Origin of the sequence: Rhodoferax sp. PAMC 29310, from assembly GCF_017948265.1 — a bacterium.
Lineage (GTDB): Bacteria > Pseudomonadota > Gammaproteobacteria > Burkholderiales > Burkholderiaceae_C > Rhodoferax.
In genome coordinates this window covers 1,950,756-1,971,524 of record NZ_CP072852.1, presented here as the reverse complement: position 1 = coordinate 1,971,524, position 20,769 = coordinate 1,950,756, and the positions used below count along the sequence as shown (strand labels likewise).

General features: G+C 54.8%; 19 protein-coding genes and 2 pseudogenes. 9 read left to right on the top strand and 12 right to left on the bottom strand.

Annotation, left to right across the window (positions count from 1 at the left end; translation table 11 throughout):
• Positions 1 to 30: 30 nt before the first annotated feature.
• The 11 genes from asd to J8G15_RS08890 all read right to left on the bottom strand — a co-directional run bounded on the left by asd (position 31) and on the right by J8G15_RS08890 (position 11,080).
• Positions 31 to 1,170 carry an aspartate-semialdehyde dehydrogenase gene (gene asd, locus J8G15_RS08940; protein WP_210547135.1) on the bottom strand — a complete coding sequence of 380 codons (1,140 nt, stop codon included), beginning with the start codon at positions 1,168 to 1,170 and terminating at the stop codon, positions 31 to 33.
• A gap of 215 nt (positions 1,171 to 1,385) precedes the next feature.
• A complete protein-coding gene (gene leuB / locus J8G15_RS08935; RefSeq protein ID WP_210547134.1) occupies positions 1,386 to 2,456 on the bottom strand; it encodes a 3-isopropylmalate dehydrogenase in 1,071 nt (356 codons plus the stop codon).
• A gap of 34 nt (positions 2,457 to 2,490) precedes the next feature.
• Positions 2,491 to 3,141: a 3-isopropylmalate dehydratase small subunit gene (gene leuD / locus J8G15_RS08930; protein WP_210547133.1), complete on the bottom strand. Its 651-nt coding sequence runs from the start codon at positions 3,139 to 3,141 to the stop codon at positions 2,491 to 2,493.
• Positions 3,142 to 3,306: 165 nt separating this feature from the next.
• A complete protein-coding gene (gene leuC / locus J8G15_RS08925; protein ID WP_210547132.1) occupies positions 3,307 to 4,755 on the bottom strand; it encodes a 3-isopropylmalate dehydratase large subunit in 1,449 nt (482 codons plus the stop codon).
• A 108-nt stretch (positions 4,756 to 4,863) separates the two neighbouring features.
• Positions 4,864 to 6,174, bottom strand: a complete 1,311-nt coding sequence (gene gltA, locus J8G15_RS08920; protein ID WP_210547131.1) for a citrate synthase — start codon at positions 6,172 to 6,174, stop codon at positions 4,864 to 4,866.
• On the bottom strand, positions 6,171 to 6,458 hold the full coding sequence (locus J8G15_RS08915; RefSeq protein ID WP_210547517.1) for a succinate dehydrogenase assembly factor 2: 288 nt from the start codon (positions 6,456 to 6,458) through the stop codon (positions 6,171 to 6,173). Before J8G15_RS08915 ends, gltA begins: the two co-directional genes overlap by 4 nt.
• Positions 6,459 to 6,486: 28 nt before the next feature.
• Positions 6,487 to 7,191, bottom strand: coding sequence for a succinate dehydrogenase iron-sulfur subunit (locus J8G15_RS08910; protein WP_210547130.1), 705 nt, complete (start codon positions 7,189 to 7,191; stop codon positions 6,487 to 6,489).
• Between the two features lie 36 nt (positions 7,192 to 7,227).
• Positions 7,228 to 9,021 carry a succinate dehydrogenase flavoprotein subunit gene (gene sdhA / locus J8G15_RS08905; protein WP_210547129.1) on the bottom strand — a complete coding sequence of 598 codons (1,794 nt, stop codon included), beginning with the start codon at positions 9,019 to 9,021 and terminating at the stop codon, positions 7,228 to 7,230.
• A gap of 54 nt (positions 9,022 to 9,075) precedes the next feature.
• Entirely contained in the window at positions 9,076 to 9,441 is a 366-nt protein-coding gene (gene sdhD / locus J8G15_RS08900; protein ID WP_210547128.1) for a succinate dehydrogenase, hydrophobic membrane anchor protein, read from the bottom strand.
• A 16-nt stretch (positions 9,442 to 9,457) separates the two neighbouring features.
• Complete coding sequence (gene sdhC / locus J8G15_RS08895; RefSeq protein ID WP_210547127.1) at positions 9,458 to 9,904, bottom strand: succinate dehydrogenase, cytochrome b556 subunit; 447 nt, start codon at positions 9,902 to 9,904, stop codon at positions 9,458 to 9,460.
• 372 nt (positions 9,905 to 10,276) lie between these two features.
• On the bottom strand, positions 10,277 to 11,080 hold the full coding sequence (locus J8G15_RS08890; RefSeq protein WP_210547126.1) for a GntR family transcriptional regulator: 804 nt from the start codon (positions 11,078 to 11,080) through the stop codon (positions 10,277 to 10,279).
• 178 nt (positions 11,081 to 11,258) lie between these two features.
• Here J8G15_RS08890 and J8G15_RS08885 point away from each other — a divergent pair, with 178 nt between their 5' ends.
• From J8G15_RS08885 to J8G15_RS08860, 6 genes and pseudogenes are all read left to right on the top strand, one after another.
• The gene (locus J8G15_RS08885) at positions 11,259 to 12,245 is read left to right on the top strand and encodes a malate dehydrogenase (protein ID WP_210547125.1); all 987 of its coding nucleotides are present in this window, start codon (positions 11,259 to 11,261) and stop codon (positions 12,243 to 12,245) included.
• A gap of 27 nt (positions 12,246 to 12,272) precedes the next feature.
• Entirely contained in the window at positions 12,273 to 13,331 is a 1,059-nt protein-coding gene (locus J8G15_RS08880; protein ID WP_240538491.1) for a CoA ester lyase, read from the top strand.
• Positions 13,331 to 13,753 carry a hypothetical protein gene (locus J8G15_RS08875; RefSeq protein ID WP_210547123.1) on the top strand — a complete coding sequence of 141 codons (423 nt, stop codon included), beginning with the start codon at positions 13,331 to 13,333 and terminating at the stop codon, positions 13,751 to 13,753. Before J8G15_RS08880 ends, J8G15_RS08875 begins: the two co-directional genes overlap by 1 nt.
• Positions 13,754 to 13,817: 64 nt before the next feature.
• Entirely contained in the window at positions 13,818 to 16,427 is a 2,610-nt protein-coding gene (locus tag J8G15_RS08870; RefSeq protein ID WP_210547122.1) for a bifunctional aconitate hydratase 2/2-methylisocitrate dehydratase, read from the top strand.
• Between the two features lie 162 nt (positions 16,428 to 16,589).
• Positions 16,590 to 17,236: pseudogene (locus tag J8G15_RS08865) on the top strand (DUF47 domain-containing protein).
• Between the two features lie 17 nt (positions 17,237 to 17,253).
• Positions 17,254 to 18,263, top strand: a pseudogene (locus J8G15_RS08860) (anion permease).
• A gap of 11 nt (positions 18,264 to 18,274) precedes the next feature.
• On the opposite strand, the gene J8G15_RS08855 reads toward J8G15_RS08860, so the two are convergent.
• Positions 18,275 to 18,721 carry a TM2 domain-containing protein gene (locus J8G15_RS08855; RefSeq protein ID WP_210547121.1) on the bottom strand — a complete coding sequence of 149 codons (447 nt, stop codon included), beginning with the start codon at positions 18,719 to 18,721 and terminating at the stop codon, positions 18,275 to 18,277.
• 340 nt (positions 18,722 to 19,061) lie between these two features.
• Here J8G15_RS08855 and rpsP point away from each other — a divergent pair, with 340 nt between their 5' ends.
• Genes rpsP through trmD form a run of 3 tightly spaced genes read left to right on the top strand, consistent with a single transcriptional unit; the run spans position 19,062 to position 20,660 of the window.
• Complete coding sequence (gene rpsP / locus J8G15_RS08850) at positions 19,062 to 19,313, top strand: 30S ribosomal protein S16 (protein ID WP_210547120.1); 252 nt, start codon at positions 19,062 to 19,064, stop codon at positions 19,311 to 19,313.
• An 8-nt stretch (positions 19,314 to 19,321) separates the two neighbouring features.
• A complete protein-coding gene (gene rimM, locus J8G15_RS08845) occupies positions 19,322 to 19,885 on the top strand; it encodes a ribosome maturation factor RimM (protein ID WP_210547119.1) in 564 nt (187 codons plus the stop codon).
• A gap of 10 nt (positions 19,886 to 19,895) precedes the next feature.
• Entirely contained in the window at positions 19,896 to 20,660 is a 765-nt protein-coding gene (gene trmD, locus J8G15_RS08840) for a tRNA (guanosine(37)-N1)-methyltransferase TrmD (RefSeq protein ID WP_210547118.1), read from the top strand.
• Positions 20,661 to 20,769: the final 109 nt, after the last annotated feature.

The following is a 20,769-nucleotide window of genomic DNA, read 5'->3' as shown; positions in this document are numbered from 1 at the left end:
TGGTGCGAAATCGATTCGCACCAAATGTTGCTATGCCGCCAGCAATATCCGCAGCATGCGGCGCAAGGGCTCAGCGGCTCCCCAAAGAAGCTGATCGCCGATCGTGAATGCACCCACGTACTCGGGTCCCATGGCGAGTTTGCGAATTCGTCCGACTGGAATAGTCATTGTTCCGGTGACAGCTACGGGGGTGAGGTCCTGAATCGTCGCTTCTCTGGTGTTGGGCACTACTTTGACCCAAGCGTTGTCGGCGGCAATCATGGCTTCAATGTCAGCAGTCGGGACGTCCTTTTTGAGCTTGAAAGTCAGTGCCTGACTGTGGCAGCGCATGGCGCCCACGCGCACGCAAAATCCGTCCACTGGAATCTCTGAGCTTCCAAACCCTTCGCCGAGGCCTAAGATTTTATTAGTTTCGGCCATGCCTTTCCACTCTTCCTTGGACTGTCCGTTCCCGAGGTCTTTGTCAATCCAGGGAATGAGGGAGCCGCCCAGGGGGACGCCGAAATTGGCAGTTTCGGCGGACGACATCGCACGTTGCTTGGCGATGATTTTCCGATCGATCTCGAGAATCGCGCTTTTCGGGTCGTCCAGCAGTGCTTTAACTTCTGCGTTCAACGTCCCGTATTGGGTCAGAAGTTCACGCATGTGTTGAGCGCCACCACCCGAAGCGGCCTGGTAGGTTTGGGTGCTCATCCACTCCACCAATCCGGCCTTGAACAAGGCGCCAACGCCCATCAGCATGCAGCTGACGGTGCAATTTCCGCCGACCCAATTCTTGCCACCCTTGCTGAGTGCGTTCTGGATGACAGAGATGTTGACCGGGTCCAACACAATAACGGAATCACCGTTCATCCGCAGTGTGGACGCCGCGTCAATCCAGTGACCCGCCCAACCGGCAGCGCGAAGTTTGGGGAAAACCTCGCTGGTGTAATCGCCGCCTTGCGCGGTGATGATGATGTCGCAACGCTTTAGCTCGTTGATGTCAAACGCATCTTTAAGTGTGGTTTCGTTTTTCGCCTGTGCGGGGGCGGCACCACCCGAGTTGGAGGTCGAGAAAAACAGGGGTTCAATGAGGTCGAAGTCGCCTTCAGTCTGCATGCGATCCATCAGGACCGAACCCACCATGCCGCGCCAGCCAACCAGGCCGACCAAATTACCAGTTTTCATCATGTTGCCCTTCCAGATCGTCGAAATTGAGGAATTCCATCTGCCCGGCTCGTCTGGCCGGGAGGGCACGACGAACCTGGCAGTTTCAGCCTTTAGTGGTTGTCGTTTTTGTGGTCGCTACGCATGCAGAAACACCTAACTCACCTGCGCCGCTCGGAGAGGGAGCTGGAAATCGAGGGTGGATCAACATGGCTGACATACGAGAATTGTATTCGGCTTTACTTCAAGGCCTTGACGACAGCCGCACCCATTTCGGAGGTGCTCACCCGTGTGGTTCCGGCACTGTAGATGTCGGCGGTGCGCAGCCCCTCGGTCAGCACTGATTGAACCGCAGCTTCGATCCGCAGGGCGGCCTCTTCCTGGTTCAGGCTGAATCGCAGCATCATGGCAGCACTCAAAATCGTTGCCAATGGGTTGGCAATGCCTTTGCCAGCGATATCTGGTGCACTTCCGTGGCTGGGTTCATACAAACCTTGGTTGCTGGAATTCAAAGACGCAGATGGCAACATGCCAATGGAGCCCGTCAGCATGGACGCTTCGTCGCTCAATATGTCGCCAAACATGTTGCCGGTGACGACGACGTCAAACTTCTTGGGTGCGCGTACCAGTTGCATGGCCGCGTTGTCGACATACATGTGGTCCAGTTCGACGTCCGGGTACTCTTTGCCAACCTCTGACACCACGTCTTTCCAGAACTGAAAGGTTTCCAGTACGTTGGCTTTGTCCACGCTGGTAACCCGTTTGCTGCGTTTGCGGGCAGCCTGAAAGGCGACATGAGCAATACGCTCAATTTCCGGGCGGCTGTAGCGCATGGTGTCAAAGGCTTCTTCAGCGCCAGGAAAGTGCCCGTCGGTTGCAATGCGGCGCCCACGGGGTTGGCCAAAGTAAATGTCACCTGTCAGTTCCCTGATGATCAGGATGTCCAGGCCAGCAATCAATTCAGGCTTGAGGCTGGAGGCGTCCACCAATTCGTTGTAGCAAATGGCAGGACGGAAGTTGGCAAAAAGGCCCAGGTTCTTGCGCAAGCCGAGAATGGCCTGCTCAGGACGCAGTGGACGATCCAGCTTGTCGTATTTCCAGTCGCCTACGGCGCCAAAGAGAATCGCGTCAGCATTCTTGGCCAGTTGAAGCGTGGATTCAGGGAGGGGGTGACCAAACGCCTCATAGGCGGCGCCCCCGACCAAGGCGGATTCCATTTCGAACTTCAGGTCCAAGGCCTTGAGCACGCTCACGGCTTCGGCAACAATCTCGGTTCCAATGCCATCGCCTGGCAATACTGCAATCTTCATGGTATATCTGACTCGCTATTTAATTGATAGCTGCTTATGCAGGCAGTGTGTGGGCTAGCCACGGCTTTTTAGCCAAACGCTCAGCCTCGAAGGCTTTGATCTTTTCGGACTGACGCAAGGTCAGTCCGATATCGTCGAAGCCATTCAGCAAGCAGTACTTGCGAAACGCTTGAACATCAAAAGGTAACTCGTCGCCATTGGGTTTGACGATGACTTGACGCTCCAAATCAATGGTCAGGGAGTAGCCTGGAAAAGCGGCTGATTCGTCAAACAACTGGCCCACCTGGGCCTCACTCAACACGATGGGCAACATGCCATTCTTGAAGCTGTTGTTGAAGAAAATATCCGCATAGCTGGGGGCAATGATGGCGCGAAAACCGTATTGGTCCAATGCCCAGGGCGCGTGCTCACGCGAAGAGCCACAGCCAAAGTTCTTGCGCGCCAGCAAAATAGACGCGCCTTGGTAGCGAGACTGATTGAGCACAAAGTCCGGATTGGGCCTGCGGCTGGCACTGTCCTGGCCGGGGTAGCCGGCGTCCAGATAGCGCCATTCGTCGAACAGATTCTGACCAAATCCGGTTTTGCGAATGGATTTCAAAAACTGCTTCGGGATGATCGCGTCTGTGTCGACGTTTTCACGATCCATGGGGGCTACTAGCCCCTTGTGCAGGGTGAATTTTTGCATGGTGTTTCTCTACTTTCTCTTCGCCGCGCCTTCCATCTCCACTCCGGCCAACTGAGTAGCCGATCCCCTGTCTTTGACTGTGTGGCAGTCAGTAAGCGGAAGATTGAGTGTGATGATGGATGAGGACGGTGTTTTTGTGATGGGTCAGACGATCGATCGGCCCAATCAGGCGAACCGGCGAACGTCCACAAAATGTCCATGTATCGCTGCTGCTGCTGCCATCGCCGGGCTGACGAGGTGGGTGCGCCCACCTGCACCTTGGCGGCCTTCAAAATTCCGGTTGCTGGTTGATGCACATCGTTCGCCTGGTTCCAAGCGGTCGGCGTTCATGGCCAAACACATGGAACAACCAGGTTCACGCCATTCAAAACCAGCTGCTTTGAAAATTTCATGCAAACCCTCGCGCTCCGCCTGCTCTTTGACCAAACCAGAGCCAGGAACCACCATGGCCAACTTCACGTTCGGGGCCACTTTTTGGCCCAATTTTTTCACCACGGCAGCGGCTTCGCGCATATCTTCAATGCGACTGTTGGTGCAGGAGCCGATGAAAACTTTGTCGATATGTAAATCGTCAAGCGCCTTGCCAGGCTCCAGGCCCATGTACACCAGGGCGCGTTCAATGGCGCCACGTTTGTTGGCGTCTTTTTCTTTGTCAGGATCAGGCACGAAACCGTCGATGCCCAGAACCATTTCAGGTGAAGTTCCCCAGGTTACTTGGGGAATGATCAGACTGGCGTCCAATTCCACCACGGTATCGAACACTGCGTCGGCATCGGAGTGCAGTGTTTGCCAATCTGACACGGCCTGGTCCCACTCCAGTGCCGCAGCGCTGCCATTGAGCGCGTTGTGACCCGGCGCCAACGGACGGCCTTTGACGTAATCGATGGTCTTGTCATCGACTGCTACCAGTCCAGCTCTGGCGCCCGCTTCGATGGCCATATTGCACACGGTCATGCGACCCTCCATGGTCAGAGCGCGAATGGCGGATCCGCCAAATTCAATGGTGTAGCCCGTGCCACCGGCAGTGCCAATTTTTCCGATGATGGCCAAGACAATGTCTTTACCGCCGCAGCCTCGTGGCAGCGTGCCGTTGACCCGCACCAACATATTTTTGGCCTTCTTGGCCAACAGGGTTTGGGTTGCCATCACGTGTTCGACTTCGCTGGTCCCGATACCGTGGGCCAGCGCACCAAAGGCACCGTGGGTCGATGTATGCGAGTCGCCGCAGACAACGGTCATGCCGGGCAATGTGGCGCCGTTCTCTGGCCCGATGACGTGCACGATGCCCTGACGCTTGGACAGGAAGGGGAAGTAGGCCGCTGATCCGAACTCTTGCATGTTCGAGTCAAGTGTCATCACCTGTTCCCGGCTGGTTGGGTCGGTGATGCCGTCATAGCCCCGTTCCCAACCAGTGGTTGGCGTGTTGTGGTCTGCTGTTGCAACAATTGAACTCACCCGCCAAACCTTGCGGCCAGCTTGACGCAAACCTTCAAAGGCCTGCGGACTGGTGACTTCATGCACCAGATGACGGTCAATGTACAGAATGGCGGTGCCATCCTCCTCTGTGTGAACAACATGTTCATCCCAAAGCTTGTCGTAGAGCGTGCGTCCCATAGTGTTCTTTCCTTGGCAATCCGTCATTTTATGCTGCGTCGCCGTATTGCGTGTCCCATGTAAAACGCCCGCCGGGCTTGCGTCCGACGGGCGTTTTAAAAGTGGTGCTTAGCGTTGGCCGATGGGCTGAACGTCGCGGCGGACCTGACCAGTAAACAACTGGCGAGGGCGGCCAATCTTGTATTCCGGATCGCCAATCATTTCATTGAGCTGTGCAATCCAGCCGACCGTGCGTGCCAGCGCGAAGACGCCAGTGAACATGTTGACTGGAATGCCAATGGCACGCTGAACGATGCCAGAGTAGAAATCCACGTTCGGGTAAAGCTTGCGCTGAACGAAGTAGTCGTCTTCCAACGCAATTTTTTCCAGAGCCATGGCCAACTTGAACAAGGGGTCGTTCTCCAGACCCAGTTCCGCTAGAACTTCCTTGCAGGTTTCCTGCATCAGCGTGGCGCGCGGATCGTAGTTTTTGTAAACCCGGTGACCAAATCCCATCAGCTTGACGCCGGAATTTTTGTCTTTGACTTGTTCCATGAACTGACCAACTTTGGAGATTCCGCCCATTTTCTGGATGTCTTCCAGCATGTTCAGACAGGCTTCGTTGGCGCCACCGTGTGCGGGGCCCCACAAGCAAGCCACACCGGCAGCGATCGCCGCAAACGGGTTGGTGCCCGAGCTTCCGCACAAACGGACGGTCGAAGTGGATGCGTTTTGCTCATGGTCAGCGTGCAACACAAAAATGCGATCCAGTGCGCGCTCAATGACCGGGTTCACCACATACTCTTCACAGGGTGTTGCAAACATCATGTGCAAGAAGTTGCCTGCGTAGCTCAGGTTGTTCTTGGGGTACATGTACGGCTGGCCGGAGTTGTACTTGTACGCCATGGCGACCAGAGTCGGCATCTTGGCGATCAGGCGAATCGCGGAAATCTCCCGGTGCTGGGGATTGTTGATGTCTGTGCTGTCGTGATAGAAGGCCGATAGCGCGCCGACCAAGCCGGTCAAAATTGCCATCGGGTGGGCATCGCGCCGGAACCCACGCAGGAAAAAATTCATCTGCTCGTGAACCATGGTGTGGTTCGTGACACGGCCAGTGAACTCCGCCTTTGCAGCGGCATCAGGCAGGTTGCCGTAAAGCAGCAAATGACAAGTTTCCATGAAGTCACAGTTGGTCGCCAACTGTTCAATGGGGTAACCGCGGTACAGCAGTTCGCCTTTGTCGCCGTCAATGTAGGTAATTGCTGACTGGCACGACGCGGTGGACAAAAAGCCCGGGTCATAAGTGAACATGCCGGTTTGGGCATACAGTTTGCGGATGTCCACGACGTCGGGACCGACGCTGCCTTGGTAAACAGGCAAGTCAACACTTGGGCTGCCATTACTGAAAGACAGTGTGGCTTTGTTGTCAGCTAATTTCATTCTTTACCTTTCTGCGGGTTTCTCAACATACTTAACACTTCACGAACCTCGTCGCAATCCAATGCCTGATCCATTTGGTCCAGCGATTTGCGTGCCAGATTCAAATCCAGCAGGTCGTTGTCGCTGAGGTCCATTAAAGCGCTCAGACCTTGCGCTTGCATGACGGTCAGTGTGCTTTCATAGCGCCGGAAGAACCGGTCAATGAAAATATCGTTCTCCAGCAAGCCACGGCGGCAACGCCACTTCAGCTTGCTAAGAGCGCGGGGATCAATTAACTCGTCGATGCTTGACACGAAATTTCTTTCTGCTCACTTAGACTGAGCGCAGGACCATCATTTCTTTGATCTTGCCAATGGCCTTGGTCGGATTCAACCCCTTGGGACAGACATCAACACAGTTCATGATGGTGTGGCAGCGGAACAGGCGGTAAGGATCTTCTAGGTTGTCCAAACGCTCGCCGGTTGCCTCGTCACGGCTGTCGGCAATGAAGCGATAGGCCTGCAGCAAGCCAGCTGGGCCGACAAATTTGTCTGGATTCCACCAAAAACTGGGGCAGGAAGTCGAACAACTGGCGCACAAAATGCACTCGTACAAGCCATTCAGTTCATCGCGCTCCTCAGGGCTTTGCAGGCGCTCTTTTTCTGGCGGGACGTTGTCGTTGATCAAATAGGGTTTGATCGAGTTGTACTGCTTGAAGAACTGGGTCATGTCCACAATCAGATCCCGCACCACGGGCAAGCCTGGCAGTGGTTTCAACACGATGGTGTCAGGCAGCGTCAGCATATTGGTCAAGCAAGCCAGCCCATTTTTGCCGTTGATGTTCATGGCATCCGAGCCGCAAACACCTTCACGGCAAGAGCGACGGAAGGAAATAGTGGGGTCCAACGCCTTGAGTTTCATCAACGCGTCCAGCAGCATGCGCTCTTTGCCATCGAGTTCAACCACGATGGTTTGCATGTACGGCTTCGCGTCGGTGTCTGGGTCGTAGCGGTAGATTTGGAAGGTACGTTTTGACATATGGTTTCTCTCAGGTCTTATTCGCTTGGCGATGACTTAGAAGCTGCGCACGGTCAGTGGCACGGACTCAACAGTCAATGGCTTCATCTGGACTGGCTTGTAAGTCAGCGAGTTGGAGGCGCTGTGCCAGAGGGTGTGCTTGTGCCACTCGGTGTCGTTGCGCCCATTGGGATGCTCAGGGGTGTCACCATAGTCGTTGACGGAATGGGCGCCACGGCTTTCACGCCGTGCGGCAGCCGAGACAATGGTTGCCTCTGCAGCTTCGATCAAGTTCTCTACTTCAAGCGCCTCGATACGGGCAGTGTTGAAAATTCTGGACTTGTCTTTCAATCCAATTGATTTCACCTTTTCGCGCAATTCGGCGATTTTCGTGACGCCTGCATCCATCGAGGCCTGTGTGCGGAACACGCCGGCGTGCTGTTGCATGGCTGCGCGAATTTCATCCGCAACATCTTGGGCATAGGCACCGTCTGTAGTGTTGTCCAGGCGCGCGATGCGGGCCAAAGTCGCGTCAGCGGCATCCGCTGGCAGCGCTTTGTGCGTGGCAGTTTTATTGAATTCAACAATGTGATTTCCTGCCGCCCGGCCAAACACCAGCAAGTCCAGCAAAGAGTTGGTGCCGAGGCGGTTGGCGCCGTGGACGCTAACGCAAGAGCATTCCCCCACGGCATAAAGGCCGTTAACAACTTCGCTCTTGTTTTCGGCGTTTTGCACGACCACCTGGCCATTGATGTTGGTTGGAATCCCGCCCATTTGATAGTGAATGGTGGGAACCACGGGAATAGGCTCTTTCGTGATGTCCACGTTGGCAAAGTTGTGGCCGATTTCAAAGACTGAAGGCAGGCGCTTCATGATGGTCTCTGACCCAAGATGCGTCATGTCCAGATTGATGTAGTCCTTGTTGGGTCCACAACCGCGGCCTTCCTTGATTTCTTGGTCCATGCAGCGTGAAACATAGTCGCGCGGTGCAAGATCCTTGTAGGCAGGCGCGTATCGCTCCATGAATCGCTCGCCATCGCTGTTGCGCAAAATGGCGCCTTCGCCGCGGCAGCCCTCAGTCAACAAGACGCCAGCTCCGTGGACGCCAGTAGGGTGGAATTGCCAGAACTCCATGTCTTCCAATGGAATGCCGGCGCGAGCCGCCATACCCAAGCCATCGCCTGTGTTGATGAACGCATTGGTAGACGCTGCGAAAATCCGGCCTGCGCCGCCAGTCGCGAGCAAGGTGGTTTTGGCTTCAAAAATGTGAACGTCGCCAGTTTCCATCTCAAGAGCGGTCACGCCAACGACGTCACCGTCTTCATTGCGAATCAAATCCATGGCCAGCCACTCAACGAAAAAGCTGGTTTTTTCTTTCACGTTTTGTTGGTAAAGCGTGTGCAGCATGGCGTGACCGGTGCGGTCAGCTGCCGCGCAAGCGCGTTGCACTGGCTTTTCGCCGTAGTTGGCGGTGTGGCCGCCAAAAGGGCGTTGGTAAATGGTGCCGTCTGGGTTGCGGTCAAACGGCATCCCCATGTGCTCTAGGTCATAGACGACTTTGGGTGCTTCACGGCACATGAATTCAATGGCGTCTTGGTCGCCGAGCCAGTCGGAGCCTTTAACCGTGTCGTAGAAGTGGAAGTGCCAGTTGTCCTCGGCCATGTTGCCAAGAGATGCGCCGATGCCGCCTTGGGCCGCTACTGTGTGTGAGCGTGTCGGGAAAACTTTGGTCAAAACGGCAACGTTCAGACCAGCACGGGCCAGTTGCAGCGAGGCGCGCATACCGGAGCCACCGGCACCGACGATGACAACGTCAAATTTGCGTTTGGGGAGTTGGGATGTAGCGGTCATGATATTTCTTTGGATCTAGTTCGTCAGATTGGGCGGAGAAGCTTTGAGTCGCCCTTAAAGGCGCCACAGGACTTGAATGCCCCAGCCCGCGCAGCCCAGCAACCAGACGATAGTGAAAACATGCAGGGCCAGACGCAATCCGACGGGCTTGATGTAGTCCATCCAGATGTCGCGCATGCCAACCCAAACGTGATAGAGCAGAGCAATGATGACGGAGAAAGTGAGTACCTTCATCCATTGGGCGGCAAAAATACCGGCCCATTGCTCATAGCCAATGGGGCCTTTGCTAAAAATCACTTGCGCCAGAACCAATAAGGTGAAAAGCGCCATAAGAACGGCAGTTACCCGCTGAGCGAGCCAGTCGCGAACGCCGTAGTGGGCGCCGACAACAATGCGTTTCGATCCGTAATTGACAGACATGGTGGGTTCTTTCTAATTAGTACAGGCCAAACAGCTTGGCGCCCAGAATCACGGTGAGTCCCACACTGGCGGCCAGTGTGAAGATGGCAGACGACTTGCCAAACTCTTTACTCACCGCATCGTGGTGGGTGTCCATCCACAGGTGCCTAACACCCGCAATGAAGTGGTGCAGATACGCCCAAATCAAACCCAGCGCGACCAATTTCCAGAGGAAACCAGGCAAGCCGAGCATGCCGGCATTGAAGCTTGATGTGAATTTGCCGAACGAAATTTCCGATGAAATCGAGGTGTCAAACATCCAGATGATGAACGGCATCAGCAGGAACATGATGAAGCCGCTGATACGGTGCAGGATCGAGACAATGCCGGCGGCCGGCAGGCTGTAGGAAGGAAGGTCGGTGAACGCATTGATGTTGCGAAACTCGGGCCGTTTTTTTGCTGCGCTTGTCGCTGATTCGGACATACTTGGCTTTCTAAGTTTTGAGTAACTGCTTCGTAACCGGCAGGGGCGGGTTCGGGTGAAATTCTATTGCAATGCAACATCGTTCTCGACTTGCGCTTGCAATAGCCGACTGCTTTGAGGGCTAAATAGGCCCGGCAATTGTTGAAGCCGCCCCATCATGGTGCATTGAATGCGCTATCTGACGCGGCCATTACAGTAGTTTGCCGTCGGTTGTCAGAAGTCGGCGCGAATTTAATTTTGGATGCGTGTCTGCAAACGGTGGCGCCACTTGGATGGAGTGTGATTGATCCAAAGGCGGTGGCTGCTGGCTAACTCTGATTGCATGGATTCCTGGTAAGTGTTAGACGGTCTGTTGTGTCTTGCCTACGCATTTCAGTTCAGGGTGTTGTGGTAGTGGTGCGTATCAGTGCGGTAGTAGCCGCGTCGAAGCTCCATGGGGATGTCTTTGTAGGTGTAAGCGATGCGTTCGGCGCACAGCAGAGGTGTTCCTGACGCTACTTTTAGCAGCGTGTCAATACCGTTTGATGCGGCATGCGCGCGTAGTTTTTCCTCAGCGCGAACCATTCGCACATTGAATTCTGTTTCAAACAATGCGTATGTCGGACCTTTGTAATTGGCCAAGCGTTCTGCGGTCAGCCCTTTAAAGGCGGCTGCAGGCAGCCAGATATCTTCCAGAATGGTGGGGGTGCCGCCAAAACTCAGTACGCGCCTGATCTGAAGTACGGTATCCCCAGTTCGCAAGGCCAGTGCCCGCGCGACGTCTGCGTTAGCTTTGGCGCGCCGGCATTCAATGATGTCGCGCTGAGCTGGGCCCTCACTGCCAGGGGTGCCTGTGTCCGGCACGAGTTTGAGGAATCGGAATTGAACTTGTTGTTCCGCGTGGGTCGCAACAAAAGTTCCTTTGCCCTGCCGGCGAACCAGCAGGTTTTCGGCGGCGAGTTCGTCAATCGCCTTTCGCACAGTTCCCTGACTTACTTGAAATCGAGCCGCAAGTTCCATTTCGCTGGGAATGACCTCACCAGGTTTCCAATCTCCGAGTCGCAAGCTGTTGAGGATCAAGCCTTTGATTTGCCTGTAAAGCGGGCTGAAAGCGGGGGTGGACGGCAGGCTCGGCACCGCACCCTCACTGGGTGTGATGGTTGTCTTGTCAGTAAATGCGGGTGGTGTTTGAGGCATGCGTGGTCAGCTCTGCGTAAGCGTGCGAGCAAGGTCAATCATATCTCTTATATAAGACATAAGACAGTTTGACTCGTCAGGGTTTTCCAGAGTAAAATTGATGCGCATTTCAAGACGGTTCAAGCAAGCTGTTTGGGCCGGTACATCCCCGTTTCACAACACTTCTGGAGTTCCCACCATGAGCAAAAAACCCGTCCGCGTTGCGGTCACTGGCGCAGCAGGTCAAATCGGCTATGCCATTCTTTTCCGCATTGCATCCGGCGAAATGCTGGGCAAAGATCAACCTGTGATCTTGCAGTTGCTAGAAGTCCCGATGGAGAAGCCTCAACAAGCCTTGCAGGGCGTGATGATGGAGTTGCAGGATTGCGCTTTCCCATTGCTGGTTGGAATGGAAGCCCATGGCGACCCAATGACCGCTTTCAAGGACGTTGACTACGCCTTGTTGATCGGTTCGCGCCCACGTGGACCGGGCATGGAGCGCGCCGAGTTGCTGGCGGTCAATGCCGAGATTTTCACCGCCCAAGGCAAGGCGCTTAACGCCGTTGCCAGCCGGAATGTCAAAGTATTGGTGGTTGGCAATCCTGCCAATACCAATGCCTACATCGCCATGAAGAGCGCGCCAGACCTGCCACGCAAGAACTTCACCGCCATGCTGCGCCTGGATCACAACCGCGCTTTGAGCCAAATTGCCGCCAAGACCGGCAACGCCGTTGCTGACATCGAGAAACTGGCGGTTTGGGGCAACCACTCACCAACGATGTATGCGGACTACCGTTTTGCAACCATTAACGGCGCCAGCGTCAAGGACATGATCAACGACCAAGAGTGGAATGCCAACACATTCTTGCCAACCGTCGGCAAGCGCGGCGCCGCCATCATCGCTGCACGCGGTGTGTCGTCAGCGGCCTCGGCTGCCAACGCTGCCATTGATCACATGCGTGATTGGGCTCTGGGTACCAACGGCAAATGGGTCACGATGGGTATTCCGTCGGATGGCCAATACGGTATCCCTCAGGACACGATGTTTGGTTTTGCTGTGACCTGCGAAGGCGGCGAGTACACCGTGGTTCAGGACTTGCCAATTGACGCGTTCAGCCAAGAGTGCATCAACAAGACCTTGAAAGAGTTGCAGGACGAGCAAGCCGGCGTTGCCCATTTGCTGTAATTTTCTGACGTTCACTTGGGTCAGTCTGTGAGACATCCGCGCGACGTTCTACTCGGCGCCACAGTGGCGGCACCGTTGCCGGTGTGTGATCACTATTGCGGCGTAGAAGCGCGGATGCGCAAAAGTCTGGCCTTGCAAGCTGAAATGGCGGAAGAGTTCGGAGCTTGCGTTTTTGATGTGACCCTGGATTGTGAAGACGGTGCACCGGTTGGTGGCGAAAAAGATCATGCAAATATGGTTGCAGCGCTTGCCAATCAGGCGCAGGGTGCTATTGATGTGATAGCGACTCGTGTTGCCGCTCGGGTGCACCCGGTTGATCACCCCGCTTTTGCACAAGACGTTGAGATCATTGTGGGTAGCGCCGGCACGGCCTTGTGCCATGTAATGATTCCCAAAGTGGAGTCTGCTGCTGATGTCGATTTGGCGGTGACGTGGGTGGACCAATGGGCGGCCAGAAATGGGCGTGTCACACCACTTCCATTGCATGTCCTGATTGAGTCACCGGCTGCGATTCATCGCGCCTTTGAGATTGCGGCACATTCACGTGTTCAGTCCATCAGTTTCGGATTGATGGACTTTGTATCGGCCCATGGCGGTGCGATTCCTGCCAGCGCCATGGGCTTTCAAACCGGGGCACGTGGTAGCTCACTTGACCAGTTCTCTCACCCATTGGTTGTGCGTGCCAAGTTGGAAATTGCTTCTGCCTGTCACGCCTATGGAAAAGTTCCTTCACACTGCGTTGTGACCGAGTTTGGCGATATGGATGCGATTCAGATCGCAGCCCGCCAAGCTTCGCACGTGCTGGGCTACACGCGGATGTGGAGTATTCATCCCTCCCAGATACGCCCCATTTTGGAGGCATTTTCCCCGTCCGAGCAGGCGATTCAGGAGGCGGCAGATATCATCAGCAACGCGTGGCGAGTCGATTGGGCGCCCATATCCTTTGCGGGAAAGCTTCACGATCGCGCGAGCTATCGCTATTTCTGGCAAGTTCTGGAACGAGCGCACCAAACCGGTCGAGCGATTCCCAGCGATGTCCAGTTGTTTTTTGTAGAGGTCAGTGACCTCGCGAACAAAGAGACGTGATGAAAAAAATAATGGCTTCGGTAATGTGCGGCCTGTTTCCTTTCCTGGTCATGGGGCAGGCAGCCAGTGAGTTGGCCATCGCCAACGTTGTCTACCAGGGACGCATGCCGTGTGAGCTTGGTGCGTTTGTGACTGTCACCGCTGACCCGACTGCTCCGGGATTCTTTGACGTCCATATCAAGCGTGACAAATACAAAATGTACCCCGTTGCGACCAGTACTGGCGCCATTCGGCTTGAAGACCGTCAAGCCGGAGCTGTTTGGATACAGGTGGCCAATAAATCCATGTTGATGAATCAAAAACTAGGTAAGCGCTTGGCGGATGCCTGCATGAGTCCTGAACAAGCGGCCGTGACCGATGCATTGATCCGAACACCGGTTCCCAATATTCTCGATGCGCCAGCGTTAAATGCTACAAATTAGATAGCGGCTTGCCTAGACCAGGCAAGCGGAAATACCCAATTTATTGATAAGTAAGGAGTTGAATATGTTGCAAGCCTACCGTGCCCATGTTGCCGAACGCGCCGCTCTCGGCATTCCCCCTTTGCCATTGAGCGCAAAGCAAACGGCCGAAGTCATTGATCTGTTGAAAAACCCGCCTGAGGGCGAGGAGTCAACCTTGGTTGACTTGTTGACCCATCGCGTGCCAGCAGGCGTTGACGATGCCGCCAAAGTCAAGGCATCCTATCTGGCTGCGGTGGCTCATGGTACAGAACAATGCGCATTGATCACGCGCGAGAAAGCGCTTGAGTTATTGGGAACCATGCTGGGCGGATACAACATTAGCCCGATGGTTGATTTGTTGGATGACGCTGAAGTGGCTCAAGTGGCCGCCAACGGGCTCAAGAATACGCTGCTGATGTTCGATCAGTTCCATGACGTGAAAGAAAAGGCCGACAAAGGTAATGCCCGCGCCAAAGAAGTCATGCAGAGTTGGGCGGACGCTGAGTGGTTTACCGCTCGCCCGCAAGTGCCTGAGTCCATCATATTGACCGTGTTCAAGGTCGAGGGCGAAATCAATACGGATGACCTGTCACCCGCCCCAGATGCATTCAGCCGGCCTGACATTCCAATGCATGCCTTGGCCATGCACAAAAATCCCCGACCTGGTGTTACCCCGGAGGAGGAGGGCAAGCGCGGTCCTGTGACGTTCATCAATGACCTCAAGGCCAAAGGGAACTTGGTTGCCTACGTCGGCGATGTGGTTGGAACTGGCTCTTCGCGCAAATCGGCGACGAACTCTGTTCTTTGGTTCACCGGTGAGGACATTCCCTTTGTGCCCAACAAGCGATTTGGTGGTGTGTGTTTGGGCAACAAGATTGCGCCCATTTTCTACAACACCATGGAAGATTCTGGTGCGCTGCCGATTGAGTTGGATGTGAGCCAAATGGCCATGGGCGACGTGATTGAGCTTCGTCCCTACGAAGGCAAGGCATTGAAAGACGGCAAGGTCATTGCCGAGTTCACGGTCAAAAGTGAGGTGCTGTTTGACGAAGTGCGTGCCGGTGGTCGCATTCCCTTGATCATTGGACGTGGACTCACTGCCAAAGCGCGTGAGGCACTGGGCCTTCCCGTCAGTACACAATTTCGCCTGCCGCAGAACCCTGTCGACACCAAGAAAGGCTTCACGTTGGCGCAAAAGATGGTGGGTCGCGCATGTGGCCTTCCGGTTGTCAATGGCAACCAGCAAGGCGTGCGGCCTGGCACCTATTGCGAGCCGAAGATGACCAGCGTCGGCTCACAGGACACCACGGGGCCAATGACCCGTGACGAACTGAAAGACTTGGCCTGCCTGGGCTTTAGTGCCGATCTCGTCATGCAATCTTTCTGTCACACCGCGGCCTATCCCAAGCCCGTTGATGTGAAGATGCACCACGAATTGCCGGACTTCATCAGCACACGAGGTGGTGTGCCATTGCGTCCTGGTGACGGCATTATTCACAGCTGGCTCAACCGCATGTTGCTGCCTGATACCGTCGGCACCGGTGGCGACAGTCACACCCGTTTCCCTATTGGTATTAGCTTTCCAGCGGGTTCCGGCCTGGTGGCCTTTGGTGCCGCGACGGGTGTGATGCCTTTGGACATGCCGGAGAGCGTGCTGGTTCGATTTAAAGGCAAGATGCAGTCTGGCATCACCTTGCGTGATCTGGTCAATGCGATTCCTTTGTATGCGATCCAGGCTGGCTTGTTGACCGTTGCCAAGCAGGGCAAGAAGAACATCTTCTCGGGTCGTGTTTTGGAGATCGAAGGCTTGCCGGATCTGAAGGTCGAGCAAGCGTTTGAATTGAGTGACGCGTCGGCCGAGCGCAGCGCCGGTGGATGTACGGTGCACTTGAACAAAGAGCCCATCATTGAGTACATCAACAGCAACATCACCATGTTGAAGTGGATGATTTCGGAGGGTTACTCGGACGTGAGAACGATCAATCGTCGTATCAAGGCCATGGAAGCGTGGTTGGAGGATCCTCAGTTGCTCAAGGGCGACGCGGACGCTGACTACGCGGCTGTCATTGAAATCGACTTGGCCGACATTCACGAGCCAATCGTGGCGTGCCCCAATGATCCAGATGATGTGAAAACATTGGCTGAAGTCGCGGGATCGAAGATTGATGAGGTCTTTATTGGTTCCTGCATGACCAATATCGGGCATTTCAGGGCTGCCTCCAAGCTGTTGGAGAACAAGCGGGATATCCCCGTCAAACTTTGGATGGCACCGCCAACCAAGATGGATGCCAAGCAGTTGACTGAAGAAGGACATTACGGTGTCCTGGGTTCGGCAGGGGCTCGCATGGAGATGCCTGGTTGTAGCCTGTGTATGGGTAATCAAGCGCAGGTGAAGGAGGGCGCGACCGTGTTCTCGACATCAACCCGCAATTTCCCCAACCGCTTGGGCAAGAACAGTTTTGTTTACTTGGGCAGTGCAGAGTTGGCTGCCATTTGCTCGAAATTGGGACGTATTCCAACCAAGGAAGAGTACTTGGCGGACATGGGTGTGTTGACGGCAGCTAGCGACACGATTTACCAGTATCTGAACTTTGACAAAGTTAAAGATTACGTGGATGCGGCAGCTTCAGTGAAAGCCGACGTAACCGCTTAACACCCGGCTCTGCCGGAGGGGTTCTATTGACTCGATTCAAACGCCCCGCAGCGAAGGCTGTGGGGCGTTTTCCGTTGTTAGACCCCAATGTGTGTGAGGGTAAACTCCGCGCAGTTTAAAAATCGTCAGCCATTTGACTCGTCCATTTTTGATGAGGTGGCCGTGTTTTTTGCCAAATTGCTGCCACGTGAAGATGATTTTTTTGAGATGTTCAACCAGCATGCTGACCGCACTGTTGAGGTCGCTCGAGCGTTTTCCTTGCTGGTTGCGAACTACAGCGATGTCGCGCTGAGAGAGAAATACAACAGTGAAGTGGATGAGGCAGAGCGTGCAGCCGATCGAGTGACGCACGACGTCAATAAGGCGCTTCTCAAGACGTTCATCACACCTATTGATCGAGAGCAAATCCACAGTTTGATCAACGCGATGGACGATGGGGGGATTTGATCCAGGACTCCGCTGAAACCATGGCCTTGTATGACTTGCGCCATATGACTGTCGAAATCACTCAGTTGACAGATTTGAGCGTGAGGTGCTGCGAACGCTTGCGCGACGCCGTGCGTTTACTCGACCGAATTGCCGATCACGACACCGCCGACGCCGCTTTGAAGACCTGTGAGGAGATTGATCAGCTTGAAAGTGACGCTGATCGTGTATTGCGCACGGCAATGAGCAAGTTGTTTCGGGAGGAGCCCGACGTTCGCGAAGTGATCAAGCTCAAAGCAATTGACGAGTTGCTGGAAACCATTACGGATAAGTGTGAGGATGTTGCCAATCTGATCGAGAGCATCATCCTCGAGAACTCCTGAGTCAGGCAGGTTCTGCGATGGAAACTGTACAAGCCGCATTCTGGGTGGTTGCCATGTTGGTGATCCTGGCGTTTCTGTTTGATTTCATGAATGGGTTTCATGATGCGGCCAATTCAATTGCGACGGTGGTTTCGACGGGAGTTCTTCGTCCCGGACAGGCAGTTCTGTTCGCATCATTCTTCAATTTTGTGGCAATCTTTGTTTTCCACTTGAGCGTTGCGGCGACGGTCGGGAAGGGCATTGTGTTGCCGGGCATCGTCGACACCCATGTCGTGTTCGGTGCAATGGTAGGGGCCATCGTCTGGATTTTTTTAACCTGGTACTGCGGGATCCCTAGCAGTTCGTCGCACGCCCTGATTGGCGGTATTGTGGGCGCCGCCGTGGCAAAGGCCGATTTCGGTGCTTTGCTGACGGCGGGAATTTTGAAGATCGTGGCATTCATCCTTGTGTCGCCTCTACTTGGATTCCTCTTGGGTTCTTTGATGATGGTGCTCGTCGCCTGTCTGTTCCGTCGGGTGCGCCCGCTAAAAGCTGACAAATGGTTTCGACGATTGCAGCTTTTGTCAGCCGGTGCTTATAGCTTGGGGCACGGTGGCAACGACGCGCAAAAAACCATTGGCATCATTTGGATGCTGCTGATAGCCACCGGTTGCACGGCGGCCGGAGAGCAATCTCCGCCGACCTGGGTCATTGTGTGCTGCTACACGGCTATTGGCGTTGGAACGATGTTCGGCGGTTGGCGAATCGTCAAGACCATGGGCAGAAAATTACCAAGCTAAAGCCTGTGGGCGGATTCTGTGAGGAGACGGGTGGGGCGATTACCTTGTTTCTGGCAACAGCCCTGGGCATTCCCGTATCCACGACCCATACGATCACTGGGGCAATCGTGGGTGTGGGCTCAGTGCAAAGAGCCAGTGCCGTGCGCTGGGGCGTGGCCGGTAATATTGTTTGGGCGTGGGTTTTGACGATTCCAGCGAGCGCGTTCATGGCAGCGATGGCCTATTGGGTTAGCCTCCAACTATTTTGAAGTCGCGGACCCTATTGGGATATTTTTTTGGACTCCTCGACCTGGTATTCAAAGTAGCGTTGAAAGCTGAATGCGATGCTGCTCATCAGCGCTGTCGTCCCAAGCAGCAACGCCAAGACAAGTGCTCCGACGGTCAACCATCGCGTGTTTCCTGCTGCCGCATCTGATGGCGCGCTTGGGTTGAACTTCGCGTTCCATTTTTCGGGTGACATCAAGCCATAGACAATTGCCGTCAATGCACATCCGGCAATGGTGAATCCGAGCAATGGAATCAGCGCCCAGCTCCATTGGTCGTCTAGTCCGTATTTCTGAACGCGCTCAATGCCGTAAAGCCCAATGGCCGTCGGCAAGGGCAATAACCAGCCCAGCAAGTCGTTCAAACCACGCAAATAAAATCGGTGTAGCCCCAATGGCCCACCGATAAATGCAAGCCAGCATGCCGTTGTCTTATTTTTCATTGAGTTGGATCGGGAGAAGTGGTTGGGATGTCAAAAGGTGCTGGGTCGGCTGTAAGGTTTGGAAAAAATTCCGAAAGGTGATTCTAGGGGGCAGCGATGTTGGCCCTTGTGCGGAGTGGGCGAATCAGTGCGGATTGCCAGCAATGAGCCGTCGCCGACGCGCTGTCGCACCAATGGGGTTGGCAGCTTGGTCTTGCTAAGTCAGTGGCTTGGACTCATACGGGTTATACTAGTGGGCTATTCAGTGTGTCGCTGGCCGGGTGGTCATGTCGCGTGTCTCAAGCGCTGGATTTGTGCTGAATCAATGGCGAAATTTATTTCGCCTCCCTAAGGATTAATCATGGTCGTCATCCGACTCGCCCGTGGCGGTGCAAAAGCACGCCCGTTCTTCAATATTGTTGTTGCTGACAAGCGTAACCGCCGCGATGGTCGCTTCATTGAGCGCATTGGTTTTTACAATCCAAGCGCAACTGCCAATGAAGAAGGCATCCGCATTGCTCAAGATCGTCTGACTTACTGGCGCAGCGTCGGTGCTCAGGCATCCCCAACGGTTGAGCGCTTGGTCAGCCAAGCTGCCAAAAAAGCGGCCTGATCGCTGTGATGCTGCCTGGCCTCGACGCCGCCGTATTGCCGGCGGACGCCATCGAAGTTGGGCGCATCGCTGATGCCTGGGGCATCAAAGGCTGGTTCAAAGTACTGCCCTACAGCGCCGATCCTGAGGCGCTTTTTTCTTCCAAGCACTGGTTTATTCTGCCTTCAGAAAAAGGTGCCAAGACGTTTTCCGGTGTGGGGCAGATTTCCATAAAAGAAGCGAAAACTCACTCCGACACAGTGGTCGCTTGCGCCAGCGGGGTTGATGACCGCAATTCGGCAGAGGCATTGCGCGGTGCCCGAATTTTTGTGTCTCGCACCCTCTTTCCTAGCGCTGAAAAAGATGAGTACTACTGGGTTGATTTGATTGGCTTGAATGTCGTCAATCGCGAAGGGGTTGCATTGGGCGTTGTTCGGGAGTTGCTCTCCACAGGGGCGCAGACGGTGTTGCTCCTCGACTATGACCACGAGGGAAAATTGCTCGAGCGAATGATTCCATTCGTTGCCGTCTATGTCGACGAAGTCGATTTGGCGGGGCGCCGCATTCTTGTGGACTGGCAAGCGGATTATTAGGTGTGACGTCATGCGCTTTGATGTCATTACGCTGTTTCCAGAACTATTTACTCCCTTTCTGACCACCGGCATTACGCGACGTGCGTATGAGTCCGGTCAGGTCGATGTAAAGCTATCCAATCCCCGTGATTTCGCCGAGGGCAATTACCGGCGCGTTGACGATCGACCTTTTGGCGGTGGGCCCGGCATGGTGATGCTGGCTGAGCCCCTGTCTCGATGCCTTGCTCATATCCAAGACCAACGGGCAGATGCAGCGCCCGTGGTGCTCTTTTCCCCCATTGGTAAGGCGCTTGACCATGAGATGGTGACCCGCTGGGCCGCCAGCGACGGCGCAGTGCTGGTGTGTGGGCGCTATGAGGGCATTGATCAGCGCTTTATCGACGAGCACGTGACCGAGCAAGTGAGTTTGGGAGATTTCGTTCTGTCTGGCGGTGAAATCGCAGCCATGGCCCTGATGGATGCGATCGCACGGTTGCAGCCTGGTGTTTTGAATGCCGAGGGGAGCCACCAGCAAGATAGCTTCAACCCAGTGCTGGATGGCCTTCTGGATTGCCCGCATTACACCCGCCCCGAGGTTTGGCATGACCATGCGGTCCCCGATGTGCTGCTTTCTGGGCACCATGGCCAAATCGATCGCTGGCGACGGGAGCAGCGATTGCTCATCTCTTGGCGCGAGCGCCCTGAGTTGGTTGAGCAAGCACGTAGTGCAGGGTTGCTCAGCACTGAGGATGAAAAGTTTCTTGCGTTGCGGGCCCACCCCGCAGCCAATGCGTAGCGCGGATGCATCCTTTCTGCGGGTTATAATTTAAGGCTAGTCGATCCTCTAGGTGGCCGTTTTTCTGCAATTGCAGAGGAGCATTGTTCCAATTCCGGCGCAGGTGCAC